Source organism: Mesorhizobium sp. M6A.T.Cr.TU.014.01.1.1, assembly GCF_004022765.1.
Lineage (GTDB): Bacteria > Pseudomonadota > Alphaproteobacteria > Rhizobiales > Rhizobiaceae > Mesorhizobium > Mesorhizobium mediterraneum.
Genome location: NZ_RZPG01000023.1, coordinates 32,978 through 46,238, shown reverse-complemented (window position 1 = coordinate 46,238; position 13,261 = coordinate 32,978). Strand labels below are relative to the sequence as shown.

At 63.3% G+C, this 13,261-nt stretch carries 13 protein-coding genes; 12 read left to right on the top strand and 1 reads right to left on the bottom strand.

Annotated elements, in window-relative coordinates; translation table 11 throughout:
- Positions 1 to 8: 8 nt before the first annotated feature.
- Positions 9 to 1,262 carry an FAD-dependent oxidoreductase gene (locus tag EN885_RS23800; RefSeq protein WP_128243328.1) on the bottom strand — a complete coding sequence of 418 codons (1,254 nt, stop codon included), beginning with the start codon at positions 1,260 to 1,262 and terminating at the stop codon, positions 9 to 11.
- Positions 1,263 to 1,717: 455 nt separating this feature from the next.
- Between EN885_RS23800 and EN885_RS23795 the strand changes: the two genes are divergently transcribed.
- The 12 genes from EN885_RS23795 to ybeY all read left to right on the top strand — a co-directional run bounded on the left by EN885_RS23795 (position 1,718) and on the right by ybeY (position 13,257).
- On the top strand, positions 1,718 to 3,010 hold the full coding sequence (locus EN885_RS23795; RefSeq protein ID WP_206616845.1) for an imelysin family protein: 1,293 nt from the start codon (positions 1,718 to 1,720) through the stop codon (positions 3,008 to 3,010).
- Between the two features lie 129 nt (positions 3,011 to 3,139).
- A complete protein-coding gene (locus EN885_RS23790; RefSeq protein ID WP_126103762.1) occupies positions 3,140 to 3,451 on the top strand; it encodes a (2Fe-2S)-binding protein in 312 nt (103 codons plus the stop codon).
- Entirely contained in the window at positions 3,417 to 3,902 is a 486-nt protein-coding gene (bfr, locus tag EN885_RS23785) for a bacterioferritin (RefSeq protein ID WP_077377191.1), read from the top strand. Before EN885_RS23790 ends, bfr begins: the two co-directional genes overlap by 35 nt.
- Before the next feature lie 12 nt (positions 3,903 to 3,914).
- Positions 3,915 to 5,522: a di-heme oxidoredictase family protein gene (locus tag EN885_RS23780; RefSeq protein WP_128335226.1), complete on the top strand. Its 1,608-nt coding sequence runs from the start codon at positions 3,915 to 3,917 to the stop codon at positions 5,520 to 5,522.
- Positions 5,523 to 5,611: 89 nt separating this feature from the next.
- Positions 5,612 to 6,703 (top strand): imelysin family protein, encoded by a 1,092-nt coding sequence (locus EN885_RS23775; protein WP_245493132.1) that lies wholly within the window; start codon positions 5,612 to 5,614, stop codon positions 6,701 to 6,703.
- Between the two features lie 2 nt (positions 6,704 to 6,705).
- Positions 6,706 to 7,812 (top strand): DUF1513 domain-containing protein, encoded by a 1,107-nt coding sequence (locus EN885_RS23770; RefSeq protein WP_128243331.1) that lies wholly within the window; start codon positions 6,706 to 6,708, stop codon positions 7,810 to 7,812.
- 181 nt (positions 7,813 to 7,993) lie between these two features.
- Complete coding sequence (tsaB, locus tag EN885_RS23765) at positions 7,994 to 8,671, top strand: tRNA (adenosine(37)-N6)-threonylcarbamoyltransferase complex dimerization subunit type 1 TsaB (RefSeq protein ID WP_126103758.1); 678 nt, start codon at positions 7,994 to 7,996, stop codon at positions 8,669 to 8,671.
- On the top strand, positions 8,671 to 9,165 hold the full coding sequence (gene rimI / locus EN885_RS23760; RefSeq protein ID WP_126103757.1) for a ribosomal protein S18-alanine N-acetyltransferase: 495 nt from the start codon (positions 8,671 to 8,673) through the stop codon (positions 9,163 to 9,165). Before tsaB ends, rimI begins: the two co-directional genes overlap by 1 nt.
- A gap of 68 nt (positions 9,166 to 9,233) precedes the next feature.
- Entirely contained in the window at positions 9,234 to 10,034 is an 801-nt protein-coding gene (locus tag EN885_RS23755) for a 1-acyl-sn-glycerol-3-phosphate acyltransferase (protein ID WP_095487846.1), read from the top strand.
- Between the two features lie 213 nt (positions 10,035 to 10,247).
- Entirely contained in the window at positions 10,248 to 11,657 is a 1,410-nt protein-coding gene (gene miaB, locus EN885_RS23750; protein ID WP_128243332.1) for a tRNA (N6-isopentenyl adenosine(37)-C2)-methylthiotransferase MiaB, read from the top strand.
- A gap of 26 nt (positions 11,658 to 11,683) precedes the next feature.
- A complete protein-coding gene (locus tag EN885_RS23745; RefSeq protein ID WP_095487850.1) occupies positions 11,684 to 12,733 on the top strand; it encodes a PhoH family protein in 1,050 nt (349 codons plus the stop codon).
- Between the two features lie 17 nt (positions 12,734 to 12,750).
- Positions 12,751 to 13,257 carry an rRNA maturation RNase YbeY gene (gene ybeY, locus EN885_RS23740; protein WP_128243333.1) on the top strand — a complete coding sequence of 169 codons (507 nt, stop codon included), beginning with the start codon at positions 12,751 to 12,753 and terminating at the stop codon, positions 13,255 to 13,257.
- Positions 13,258 to 13,261 lie beyond the last annotated feature (4 nt).

The window sequence follows — 13,261 nt, the reverse complement described above, 5'->3', positions numbered from 1 at the left end:
CGATACGACTATTCAGCGGCGCGGACAGTCTCTTCCTGCTGGAAGACGGCGAGCGCCGCCTTCAATCCGTCCGGTCCTGTCGCAACCGTCTGCGGCGTCGGCGAGAAGCCGGCGCCGAGCATCTTGCGGCCAAGCATATGGTCGCCCGGCCGGTTGACCGATTCGATGCCGAGCAGACGATTTCCAGCATAGTGGTAGATCGAGAATTTGTTCTCGTTGACGTCACCCAGCACGACATGGCTGTCGCCGCCCGAAATCAGGCCGACCATCTGCAGCTTCATGTCGCCGATGTCGGACCAGAACCATGGCACCGCCGCAAACGCGTCTGCATGGCCCAGCATGGTGCGCGCGGCAAGCCGCGCCTGATCGGTCGCATTCTGCACCGATTCCAGCCGCACATCGCCGCCGGTGAGCCAGTGCCGGTAGGAGGCGGCATCGCCGATGGCGAGGATTTCGGGCACCGAGGTGCGCATTTGCTGGTCGACGCGGATGCCGTTGGCGATGGTGATGCCTGCAGCTTGCGCCAGCTCGACGTTGGGCACGACGCCGATGCCGATTACGACCATCTGCGCCGGCAGGCGCTCGCCGTTCGAGCTGACAGCGGCCGAGACATGGCCGCTCTCACCTTCGAGCTGCGCAATGGTGGTTCCGGTGAGGATGCGCACACCAGTCGCTTCCAGCCGCTGCCGCACATGGCTCGCGATGATCGGCGCCACCGCCCGGCCAAGCAGCCGGTCGATCGCCTCGACCACGGTGACCTTGCGGCCGGCCGCTTTGAGCGTCGCGGCGATCTCCAGCCCGATGAAGCCGCCGCCTAAGATGACGACATCCTCGCTCTGCGCGCTCAATTCACGGATCAGGCGCGCGTCGGCGAGCGAGCGCAGCGACACAACGCCTGAAAAATCCGAACCCGGCAGCGGCAGGAGGCGCGGTCGCGAACCGGTCGCCAGGATGAGCCGGTCGAAAGGCAGCACGCCACCACCTGATATTTCCAGCCTGCGTCCGCCGGCATCGATGCGATCGATGCGGACACCCGGCCGGTAGTCGATCGCGCTGCCGGTATAGAAGGCCTCGCCGCGCAGCGGCTGCGGTTTGGCTTCTTGATCCTTGATGAAAGTCTTCGACAGCGGCGGCTTGTGGTAGGGCAACTCGTTCTCGTCGCTGACGAGGATCACGGGTCCGTCGTAACCGTCCTCGCGCAGGCTGGCGGCCGCTTGCACGCCCGCATGACCCGCACCGACAATGACCACACCGTTTTTCATCGCAGCCCCAATTCCTTGATCCAAGTCTAGGACGTCTCGCCAAGTGGCAATTGTCTGACGCCGCCGCAAGACCGCCTTTGCGGGTCGCACCCGGAACGGCGGTCCGCGAATAGTGCTGTTCAATGGCGGCACTATATATGCGGATAAAGTTGACACTTGCAGTTTAGAATTATTCTAAACTGTTGTTTCGATTGGCTTTTCTTTCTGAAATTGATTGACTTCCGGCGCCTTCATCGCTTTATGGAAGCTTGCGTGTCAAGCGCATCCCTTTGATGTCTGGGCCTTGAACCCTTTCGATTGGAGGCATTTCGATGTCTTTCTTCCGCGAACCGCGCTATGTCGCGGCCTGTTTTTCGCCCAATGCATGGGCTTGCCATGGCGCCGATTGCCTGCCGACGCGCCTTTGGCGCCGGCATTTCACTGAATTCCCGAGGGAGATGACAATCATGAGAGCGATGATCACGGCGCGATATGGTAGCAGGCTTGCAGCGATCGGCGCCACGGCGGCATTGACGGCGGCGATATTCGTGTTGCCTGCCAAGGCCGAGACCGATGCCAAGGCGGTCATCAAGACCTATTCCGATATTGCGCTCGCCAAATATGAGGATTCGCTGACCACGGCACAGGCGCTCGACAAGGCCGTCGACGCGCTGATCGCCAAGCCTTCGGTGGAAACGCTGACTGCCGCCCGCGAGGCCTGGAAGGCGTCGCGCGTTCCTTATCAGCAGACCGAAGTCTACCGCTTCGGCAACGCCATCGTCGACGACTGGGAAGGCAAGGTGAATGCCTGGCCGCTGGACGAAGGCCTGATCGACTATGTCGCCGCCGGCTACGGCACCGAGTCGGACGCCAATGCGCTCTACACCGCCAATGTGATCGCCAACAAGTCGATCGAGATCGACGGCAAGAAGATCGACGCCACCAATCTTACTCCGGAATTCCTCTCCTCAACGCTGCAGGAGGCCGGCGGCATCGAGGCCAATGTGGCGACCGGCTATCACGCCATCGAATTCCTGCTGTGGGGCCAGGACCTGCACGGCACCGGCCCGGGCGCCGGCGAACGGCCCTACACGGACTATGATCTCACCAACTGCACCGGCGGCAATTGCGATCGTCGCGGGCAGTACCTGAAGTCGGCCAGCGACCTTCTGGTTTCCGATCTGCAGGACATGGTCAACGACTGGAAGGAAGGCGGCGCCGCCCGCAAGAACCTTGCCGATGGCGAGCCGAAGACCGGCATCTCGACCATCCTCACCGGCATGGGCTCGCTGTCCTATGGCGAACTCGCCGGTGAGCGCATGAAGCTCGGCCTGCTGCTGCACGATCCGGAAGAGGAGCATGACTGCTTCTCCGACAACACCTATGATTCCCATCTCTACGATGCCGTCGGCATTCGCGCCGCCTATCGTGGCAGCTACACGCGCCTTGACGGCACCGTCGTCGAAGGGCCCTCGGTATCCGACATGGTCAAGGAGGCCGATCCGGCGATCGACAAGGAACTGTCGGACAAGCTGGATGTCACCGTCGCCAAGATGGAAGCCATCAAGGCGCGGGCGCTTGGCGGCGAGGCCTATGACCAGCAGATCGGAGAAGGCAACACGGAAGGCAACGCCACCGTGCAGGCGGCGATTGACGCGCTGGTGGACCAGACCAAGTCGATCGAACGCGCCGTCGGCACCCTGAAACTCAATGCCATCGCCTTCGAGGGTTCGGACAGCCTCGATGCGCCAGACAAGGTGTTCCAGTAGGTCATCGATGCCCCGAGCCCGAACCGAGGGTCCGCATAGCAAATGAAAAACGGTTTTCGGAATCAGGCTCGACCAAGAAAATAAGCCACACGGCGCCGAGCAAGCGCCGTCAGCCATACAGAGCAAACAATGCTGATCTGCCATTGCAACATCATCACCGAGAAGGAGATTGAGCAGACGATCGTCGGGCTGCTGGATCAGGATCCCTGGCAGCTTATCGTGCCGGCGAAGATCTATCATGCCATGCAGAAGCGTGGTCGCTGTTGCGGCTGCTTCCCAAATGTGGTCGAAACGATCATTCGGGTAACCGAAAATTACCACACCCGCTCGGAGGCGAGCGGCGTGGACATCGTTTCACACCTGGATCGCGTCAGAGGCCTGCGCGTCCAATACGGGAGCAGAACCCATGAAAGGCGAACAGCAGATCATAGAGCGGCTTAACGAGGCTCTATTTCTGGAACTTGGAGCAGTGAATCAGTACTGGGTGCATTTCCGGCTGCTGGAAGACTGGGGCTACGCCAAGCTGGCGAAGAAGGAACGCGCGGAATCGATCGAGGAGATGCACCATGCCGACCGGCTCGTGGCCCGCATCATCTTCCTTGAAGGTCATCCGAACCTGCAGTCGGTAGCGCCGCTGCGCATCGGACAGAATGTCAAGGAAGTGCTCGAATCCGACCTCGCCGGCGAATATGACGCGCGCACCGCCTACAAGCGTTCGCGCGAGATTTGCGAAGAAGCAGGCGACTACGTGACGATGAAGCTGTTCGAAGATCTGCTGTCCGACGAGGAAGGTCACATCGACTTCCTCGAGACGCAACTCGACCTGCTCGCCTCGATCGGCGAGGAAAAATATGGCCAGCTCAACGCCGCATCGGCCGACGAGGCGGATTAGGGACATGCGGGAATGCGGCGCCCCTTAGATTTCTTGCGCCGCTTGCGGCGGGCCGAGGATTACGGCCTGCCGTCCCAGCAAAACCCGCGATACGGATGGCTTCGCGGGCTTTCGCTCGCCGTGGTGGTCGCGCTGCCCGCCTCGGCGCTGGCCGGCGCGCCCGAACCGGCGGGCCTCGCCACCAGCCGTACCGATCTGACGCCGAAGGATCTGGCGCGCGTCATCGCCATCACCAAGCCGACATCAGATTTTTCCAAGCCTGAGCAGTTCGAGCCGATGCAGGGCGGCGCCGGCACATCGCGGAAGGATGCCAACAAGGACGCCTTCTCGCAATCCTCAACCAATATCACCTTCGAGGAAGAGGGCACCTTCAAGCTCGGCAATGCCCTTTTCCGCAAGAACTGGGTGTCGTCGCCCTCGTCGACGCAGGCATCGGACGGGCTTGGGCCGCTGTTCAACGAGCGTGCGTGCCAGAATTGCCACCTGAAGGACGGCCGCGGTCATCCGCCGGAAGGCGACACCGGCACCACCTCCATGTTCCTGCGGCTGGCGCGGCAGGCGAGCACCGAGGATGAGACGGCAGCGCTGGCCGCTCGCAAGGTGCTCAACTTCCCCGATCCGGTCTACGGCTCGCAATTGCAGGACCTGGCCGTTCCGGGGCTACGGGGCGAAGGCAGGATGCGTGTCGACTATCAGGAGCAGAAAGTCACGCTGCCGGACGGCACCGTGGTTTCGCTGCGTAAGCCGAGCTATTCGGTCGATGATCTTGCCAACGGGCCGCTCGATCCGCGCACCACGCTTTCGCCGCGCTTAACGCCGCCGATGATCGGTCTCGGCCTGGTCGAGCAGATCGCCCCGGCGGACATTCTCGCCAATGCCGATCCGGACGATCGGAATAGTGATGGCATTTCCGGCAAGCCCAACATCGTGCGCGACGGCCAGAGCGGCGAGCCGACGCTCGGCCGCTTCGGCTGGAAGGGGCAGACCCCATCGATCCGCCAGCAAGCAGCGGACGCATTCGCCGGCGACATCGGCATTTCGACGCCGGAAGTGCCGAACCACTGGGGCGATTGCAGCGCGGCCGAAAAGCCATGTCTTGCCATGCCAAACGGTGTGCAGGAGCGCCTCGGCCCGGTTGAGGCGCCGCCGCCGGTCATGGACCTCGTCACCTTCTATTCGCAAAACCTCGCCGTGCCGGCGCGGCGCGATCTCGACAAGCCCGAAGTGCTGGCCGGCAAGAAGCTGTTCTACGACATGGGCTGCATTTCCTGCCATACGCCGAAATTCGTCACCCGTCGCGGCACCCCCAATAAGGCGCAGGCCTTCCAGTTGATCTGGCCCTATTCCGACTTTCTGCTGCATGACATGGGGCCGGGGCTCGCCGACGGGCAGGCGGTGGGCGAGGCTACCGGCAGCGAATGGCGCACGCCGCCGCTGTGGGGCATCGGTCTTACCGAGACCGTCAACGGCAACAGCTTCTTCCTGCATGACGGGCGCGCGCGCACGTTGGCCGAGGCGATCCTGTGGCATGGCGGCGAGGGGCAGAAGGCGCGCGACCGCTTTGCCACCGCCGATGCGGCCGATCGCGACGCACTGGTCAAATTCCTGGAGTCGTTGTGATGTCGAAGCGTCTAAGCAGGTTCCGCAAAAGTGTCCCACGGTGTTGCGGCAAGAACCTGCGACAAACAAAAGAATCTAAGCAGGCATTCGTGGGCCAGCCCACGAATGCCTGCTTAGCGCTTGCTGTGATTCTCCCGCTGGTGCTCGCCGGCGCATTGCCGGCAACCGCCGCGGTCAAGGCCTCCGACGTGATCCAGCGGGCGATCGACGGCTTTGTCCGCCCGGCCTACGCACGCCTGCATGACCATGCGGACAGCTTGACGGAGGCAATGCGCACGCTTTGCGACGCGCCCTCGCAAGACCATCTCGATGCGGCGCGCACCGAATTCTCCGGCACCGTGGATGCCTGGTCGGTCGTGGAGATCATCCGCATCGGACCGATCACGCAGGACAACCGGCTGGAGCGCATGCTGTTCTGGCCGGACCGCAAGAGCATCGGCCTGAGGCAGGTGCAGGCGGCGCTGGCCAATAAAGATCAGACCGCCGCCGATCCGGCCCAACTGGCGACAAAGAGCGTCGCCATGCAAGGGCTCGGCGCGCTGGAATTCGTGCTTTACGGCGATGGCGCCGAGCAACTTGCCGGCAAGGACGATCCCTATCGCTGCGCTTACGGCGCCGCCGTCGCCGGCAACATCGAAACGATTGCCGCCGACGTCAGCGACGCCTGGAACAAGCCAAACGGTTTTGCAGCGCTTTGGGCCAATCCGGGCCCGCAAAACGCGCTCTACCGCGACGGCACCGAAGCGGTGACCGAACTGGTCGGCGTCTTCATCAACGAGCTGGAAATGGTCCGCGACGTGCGCCTGAAAGGCTTTCTGGGCAGCAATCCGCAAGCCGACAAGCCGAAACAGGCGATCTACTGGCGTTCGCAAAACACGGCGCGTTCGCTGACCGGCAATCTTTCGGGCATGGACGCGCTGTTCCAGGCCTCGCAGCTTGGCGATGCGCTGTCGCCTGACGCGCGCTGGATGGCGGAATCGATCCACATCCAGCTCGTCAACGGGGCCGCCGACGCCACGGCCATCAGAGGTCCGATCGACAAGGCGCTCACCGACCCGGCGCTGCGCCAGAAGCTCGATCATTTCTCGCTGGTGACATCCAGCCTGACGACCCTGATCGGCACCAGGCTGACCGCCGAATTCGGCCTGACCGCTGGCTTCTCGTCGTTGGACGGGGACTGACTCTGAAGACGCCGCTGATCGATCGTCGTGATTTCCTCAGGGCCGCAGGCGTTGGTTTTGTCGCCGCGATGGCGCCTTCCGCATGGGCGAAGACGCTTAGCACGGACGCCGTCTTCGCCACCGCCTTCGTCAAGCGCGACGGCAGCTATGGCGCGGCCATCCTGTCCGAAGCCGGCAAGGTCCTGCACGTCATCGACCTGCCCGCCCGCGGTCACGACGTCACCTTCGATCCGGTCTCGAAGCGCTCCGTGGTCTTTGCCAGGCAACCCGGCACCTTCGCGGTGGTCTTCGACCACACTGGCCGCGACGAGCCACTGACCATTGCCAGCGTCAGTGGACGGCATTTCTTCGGCCACGGCGTGTTTTCGACCGACGGTGCGCTGCTCTACGCCACCGAGAACGATTTCGACAATGCCGCCGGCGTGGTCGGCGTCTATGACGCGCGCGCGAAATTCAAGCGCATCGGTGAGTTCCCGACCTACGGCATGGGTTCGCACGAGCTTCTGCTGCTGGGCGACGGCAGGACGATCGCCGTCGCCAATGGCGGCATCGAGACCCATCCGGATTACGGCCGCGCCGAACTCAACATCGCAACGATGAAGCCTTCCTATGTGCTGGTCGACCGCCTCACCGGCGACCTCATCGAAAAGCACGAACTGCCGCCGGAGCTGCACCAACTGTCGATCCGTCACATGGATCTCGACCGATCCGGCACGGTCTGGTTCGGCTGCCAGTACAGGGGGCAGGGCACCGATCGTCCGCTGCTGGTCGGCCGCGCCGCGCGTGGCAAGGATCTGCAACTGCTCGACATGCCGCAGGACGTCCTCTCCGGCTTCCGGAACTACATCGGCTCGGTCGCCGCCAACCCCGCCGCCGGCACCGTCGCGGTGTCCTCGCCGGAAGGCAACTCGCTTGCGGTGATCGATGCGGCCAGCGGCCGGATCGTCACCACCAACGCATTGGCCGAGGTCTGCGGTTTGGCGCCCGATGGGGCGAACTTCATGGCGACGACGGGCACCGGCGAAATCGTCGAAGTGGGCGGCGCGACACGGTCTGAGCCGGACTATGTCTGGGACAATCACATGCTGCGCATCGAGCAGGCCGGATAAGCGCTTCCGGCACCGGTTCCCTAACGGTTGCGCTCGCTGGAAGTTACCGTCTTCAGGCGAGGCCGAAGCGAAGCCGTCAAACGATTTATGCATTATCCCCTTGCGGGGATGAGCCATGGCAGGCACAGGGAAATTGTTTTTCGAACCCTGTGCCCAAGCGGGTGCTCCAACCGGCCGTCTCATGAAGTTGCTTGCCATCGACTGTGCCGCCAATCTCTGCGCCGCCTGCGTCTACGACGCAGCGGCCGGGAAGGAGCTCGGCCGCTCGGTGCTCGATCTTGGCAAAGGCCATGCCGAGCATTTGATGGCCGTGATCGAAGAGGCGTTGAAGGCGGCCGGAACCGACTATGCCGGCCTCGGCGCTATCGCCGTCTCCACCGGTCCGGGCTCCTTCACCGGCCTGCGCGTCGGCGTCTCGGCGGCGCGGGGCCTAGCGCTGGCGCTGAAAATCCCGGCAATCGGGGTGACGACGCTGGAAGCGCTGGCGGCGCAAGCGAGAGCGACATTTCCCGGCCGCGCCGTGCTGGCCGCGCTCGACGCCGGCCGCGAGGAGATCCATGCAGCACTTTACGACGAAGTGTCGGTTCTGCGCTATGGTCCGGCCGTGAGCACGCTTTCGCAAGCCGCGACTATCGCGGCGGACAGTTCTCCGGTTCTGGCCGGCACAGCGGCCACGCAAATCGCCGCGTCGGCCGGGCGCGCCTTCGACATTGGCCCGACAAGTGCCACGGCCGACATTGTCGTCTATGCCCGTCTGGCCGCTGCCAACGGCGAGGGCGAAAAGCCGAAACCGCTCTATCTGCGCGGGGCGGACGCCAAGCCTCAGGCAGGGTTTATTCTATCAAGGCAAAAAAACTGATGCGCATTCCTTTCCTCCAGCCGCGCCGCAGGGACTTTGCGCTCGAACCACTGACGATTGCCGACAGCGCGGCCATGTCGGTGCTGCATCGCGAGGATTTCGTGCGGCCGTGGACCGACGACGAGTTCGCCACGCTGCTCGAGCAGGACACGGTGTTCGGTTATGCTGCGCGACAGACCGGACAGGGTGCCAAGCCGCCGGTCGGCTTCGTGCTGGCGCGCCTGGCTGCCGGTGAAGGCGAGATCCTGACTGTCGCGGTGGCGCGCTCCCATCGACGCCAGGGGCTCGGCTGGCAATTGATGGATGCGGTGCTGCGCGAACTGCACGCGCAACGCGCCGAGGCGCTTTTCCTCGAGGTCGACGAGACCAACATAGCTGCGATCGCGCTCTACCGGCGGCTCGGATTCCGCGAGGTCGGCAAACGTGCCAACTATTACAGATCGCCAGAGCACGGCCCGACCGGCGCGCTTGTCATGCGTCGCGATCTTCGCTAGCGCAGATTCAAAATTGCTAGAGCGTGCTTGTGCGCTCTAGCCAGAACTCGGGGCAGGGCCAAGAGCGGATGATCGGAAAAATCAGGATTTTCCTGGCGCTGGGCCTCGTTGTCGCCGGCTCGTTGATCCTCGTGCCGTTGCAGATCCTATCGATGAAGACCGGGCTCTGGCGCGAGACGTTCATCCTGAAGATCTGGCACCGGCTCATCATCCGGGCGCTGGGCATGCGCATCCATGTCAAGGGAACCCTGTCCAGCCAGCGCCCGCTATTGGTTGCTTCGAACCACGTCTCCTGGACCGACATCATGGTGCTGGGGTCCATGGTCGACGTGACATTCATCGCCAGGGCCGACATGGCCGGCTGGCCATTGATCGGCATGCTGTCGAAGCTGCAGCGCACGGTCTTCATCGAGCGCGAGCGCAAGCGTTCGTCGGGCGTCCAGGCGAGCGAGATCGCCAGCCGCATGGCCAAGGGCGACGCCATGGTGTTGTTTGCCGAAGGCTCGACCGGCGACGGCAACATGGTCCTGCCGTTCAAGAGCACGCTGTTCGGCGCCGCCTCGATGGCGATTTCGGAAGGGGCGGCCGAAAAGGTCTTCATCCAGCCGGTGGCGATCGTCTACACGCGCCTGCATGGCGTGCCGCTCGGCCGCAGGCACCGACCGATTGCCGCCTGGATCGGTGACGAGGATTTGATGCCGCATCTCAAGGTTCTGATGGCAGAGGGCGGGCTCGACGTCGAAGTGCATTTCGGCGAGCCGGTCGCCTTTTCCAAGGGCTCCAACCGCAAGGAAACGGCACGGCTGATGGAAAGTCGGGTGCGTGATATGGTGCACATGGCGCTCGCCGATCCGCGCCCGAGCCGATAGGTCGGAAAGGCTCACGTGCTCCATAGTTCTTTGCGCATCCAAGAGGACACGCGGCGCTAGAGCATTTTGCAGCCAAGTGGAATCACTGGGCGTCGCACAAATGCGGCTAAAACAAACAAATAGAGCGGGATGCCCCGTCCAATCCAAATGCATCCCGCTCTATGGAGCAGAATCGTCTGTTTTTTGTCTGGGAAAGGCGTTAGAAGCCGCCGGATGGAACTGAATACGATAGAACGGGACGACATAGAAAGTGCGGCCGAAAGTGCGGTCGTACCATCTGCCGCGACCAGGAAGGTCTTCGTCAAGACCTATGGCTGCCAGATGAATGTCTATGATTCGCAGCGTATGACCGACGCACTGGCCGCTGATGGCTATGCGGCGACGGATGCTATCGGCGAGGCCGATCTGGTGCTGCTCAACACCTGCCATATCCGCGAGAAAGCCGCCGAAAAGGTCTATTCCGAACTCGGCCGCATTCGTGAGATGAAGGCCGAACGGGCTCTGGCCGGCCGCGAGATGCTGGTCGGAGTCGCCGGCTGCGTGGCGCAGGCGGAAGGAGCCGAGATCATCCGTCGCTCGCCGGCCGTCGATCTGGTCATCGGCCCGCAGACCTATCACCGGCTTCCGCATGTGCTGGCACGGGTGCGCGGCGGCGAAAAGATCGTCGAGACCGACTACGCCATCGAGGACAAGTTCGAGCACCTGCCGCAGCCGAAGCGCGCCGAGATCATCAGGCGCGGCGTCACCGCGTTCCTGACCGTGCAGGAAGGCTGCGACAAGTTCTGCACCTTCTGCGTCGTGCCGTACACCAGAGGCTCGGAAGTGTCGCGGCCGGTGGCGCAGATCGTCGCCGAGGCCGAGCGGCTGGCGCAAGCCGGCGTACGCGAGGTGACGCTGCTTGGCCAGAACGTCAATGCCTGGCATGGCGAGGGCGAAAACGCCGAGGAATGGGGTCTTGGCCGCCTGCTGTTCCGGCTGGCCGAGATTCCCGGGCTGGCGCGGTTGCGCTACACCACCAGCCACCCGCGCGACATGGACGACGAATTGATCGCCGCCCACCGTGACTTGCCGGCGCTGATGCCTTATTTGCACTTACCTGTGCAATCCGGCTCCGACCGCATCCTCAAGGCGATGAACCGCAGGCATACGGCAAAGGACTATCTGACGCTGCTCGACCGGATCCGCGCCGCGCGGAGCGATATAGCGCTTTCGGGTGACTTCATCGTCGGCTTTCCCGGCGAGACGGAAGCGGATTTCGAGGCGACGATGGAACTCGTCCGCCAGGTGAACTATGCCTCGGCCTTCTCGTTCAAATATTCGCCACGCCCCGGCACGCCGGGCGCCGAGATGGCCGATCATGTGCCGGAAGCCGTCAAGGACGAACGTCTGCAGCGGCTGCAGGCACTGCTGCTAAAGCAGCAGCAGGATTTCGGTGCGAGCCTGGTCGGCAGCATCATCGACACGCTGATCGAGAAGCCCGGTCGTCAAGCTGGCCAGAAGGTCGGCCGCTCGCCATGGCTGCAGCCGGTTATTGTTGATGAAAAGTCCGGCGAAATCGGTGAGATTATCCAGGTACGAATCACGAAGACGGGTTACAACAGCCTGTTCGCCGAATTGGCCTGAAGGTCTCGGCAGATGAGGAGAGACGGTTGAGCGCTGCGGAAGTGAAGAACCTGCCCCAGAACCTACCATCGGGGGCTTCGGATATGGCGCACATCGTTCTGACTTTCGACAACAACAAGCTTGCCAGCGCCCTTTATGGCCAGTTCGACGAGAATCTGGCCAGGCTCGAGCAGAAGCTTGGCGTCGATATCCGATCCCGAGGCAACCAGCTGACCATCAAGGGCTCCGCCTCGGCCGCCGAGCAGGCGCGCCGCGCCCTGGATAATCTCTACGGCATTCTCCAGAAAGGCGCTGACATCGGCCAGTCGGACGTCGACGGCGCCGTGCGCATGGCGATCGCCGCCGACGACCAGCTGACGCTGCCGACGCTGGAGCGCAAGGGCAAGGTGTCCGCCGCCCAGATATCGACGCGTAAGAAGACGATCTATGCCCGTTCGCTCAACCAGGACGCCTATATGCGCGCGCTGGAGCGGTCCGAACTCGTCTTCGGCATCGGCCCGGCCGGCACCGGCAAGACTTATCTGGCGGTAGCGCATGCGGCGATGCTGCTCGAGCGCGGCATGGTCGAGCGCATCGTGCTGTCGCGGCCGGCCGTCGAGGCCGGCGAGCGGCTTGGCTTCCTGCCCGGCGACATGAAGGAGAAGGTCGATCCCTACCTGCGGCCGCTCTACGACGCGCTTTACGACATGATGCCGGCCGACAAGGTCGAACGGGCGATTGCCGCCGAGGTGATCGAGATCGCGCCGCTAGCCTTCATGCGCGGCCGCACGCTGGCGCACGCCGCCGTCATCCTCGACGAGGCGCAGAACACCACACCGATGCAGATGAAGATGTTCCTGACCCGGCTCGGCGAGAATTCGCGCATGATCGTCACCGGCGATCCGACCCAGATCGACCTGCCGCAAAACACCAAATCGGGTCTGGTCGAGGCGCTCCGGATCCTCGACGGCGTCACCGGCATGGTGACAGTGCGCTTCAACGAAGGCGACGTCGTCAGGCATCCGCTGGTCGCCGAGATCGTCAAGGCCTACGACCGTGACGGCAAGCTGGCCCGCGGCCTGGGCACCGAAGGCTGATGTGAAGATACGGCCATATGGCTGAGGACAAAAAGTCTGTAGGCGGGAATCTTCCGGTTCCCGTCGATATCGACATAGCGGTCGAAGCAGGCGACTGGCCGGATGCGGCCGCGCTGACGCGGCTGGTCGATCGTGCCGTTGCCGCTGCGTTTGCCGAAACCGGCGTGGCCGGCCGTTCCGAGCTCAGCATAGTCTTTTCTGACGATGCCCATATCCGCAGCCTCAATGCCGGCTGGCGCGGCAAGGACAAACCGACCAACGTCCTGTCTTTTCCGGCGTTTCCGCTCGCCAAGGGCGGTCCGCTGCCGCCCATGCTGGGCGACATCGTGCTGGCCGCCGAGACGGTCGCGCGGGAAGCCGCACTGGAAGACAAGCCTGTCGACAACCATATCACCCATCTCGTCATTCACGGCCTGCTGCATTTGCTGCGCTACGATCACGAGACCGACGCCGAGGCCGAGGAAATGGAGGCTGTCGAACGCGCAGCGCTTGCGAGGCTTGCCATTCCCGATCCCTACGCGTAACTAA

Excerpts from the sequence above, each read along its gene's own strand:
- EN885_RS23800 (WP_128243328.1), bottom strand. The coding sequence starts at position 1,262 with ATGAAAAACGGTGTGGTCATTGTCGGTGCGGGTCATGCGGGCGTGCAA.
- EN885_RS23795 (WP_206616845.1), top strand. The coding sequence starts at position 1,718 with ATGATCACGGCGCGATATGGTAGCAGGCTTGCAGCGATCGGCGCCACG.
- EN885_RS23790 (WP_126103762.1), top strand. The coding sequence starts at position 3,140 with ATGCTGATCTGCCATTGCAACATCATCACCGAGAAGGAGATTGAGCAG.
- bfr (WP_077377191.1), top strand. The coding sequence starts at position 3,417 with ATGAAAGGCGAACAGCAGATCATAGAGCGGCTTAACGAGGCTCTATTT.
- EN885_RS23780 (WP_128335226.1), top strand. The coding sequence starts at position 3,915 with ATGCGGCGCCCCTTAGATTTCTTGCGCCGCTTGCGGCGGGCCGAGGAT.
- tsaB (WP_126103758.1), top strand. The coding sequence starts at position 7,994 with ATGAAGTTGCTTGCCATCGACTGTGCCGCCAATCTCTGCGCCGCCTGC.
- rimI (WP_126103757.1), top strand. The coding sequence starts at position 8,671 with ATGCGCATTCCTTTCCTCCAGCCGCGCCGCAGGGACTTTGCGCTCGAA.
- EN885_RS23755 (WP_095487846.1), top strand. The coding sequence starts at position 9,234 with ATGATCGGAAAAATCAGGATTTTCCTGGCGCTGGGCCTCGTTGTCGCC.
- miaB (WP_128243332.1), top strand. The coding sequence starts at position 10,248 with ATGGAACTGAATACGATAGAACGGGACGACATAGAAAGTGCGGCCGAA.
- ybeY (WP_128243333.1), top strand. The coding sequence starts at position 12,751 with ATGGCTGAGGACAAAAAGTCTGTAGGCGGGAATCTTCCGGTTCCCGTC.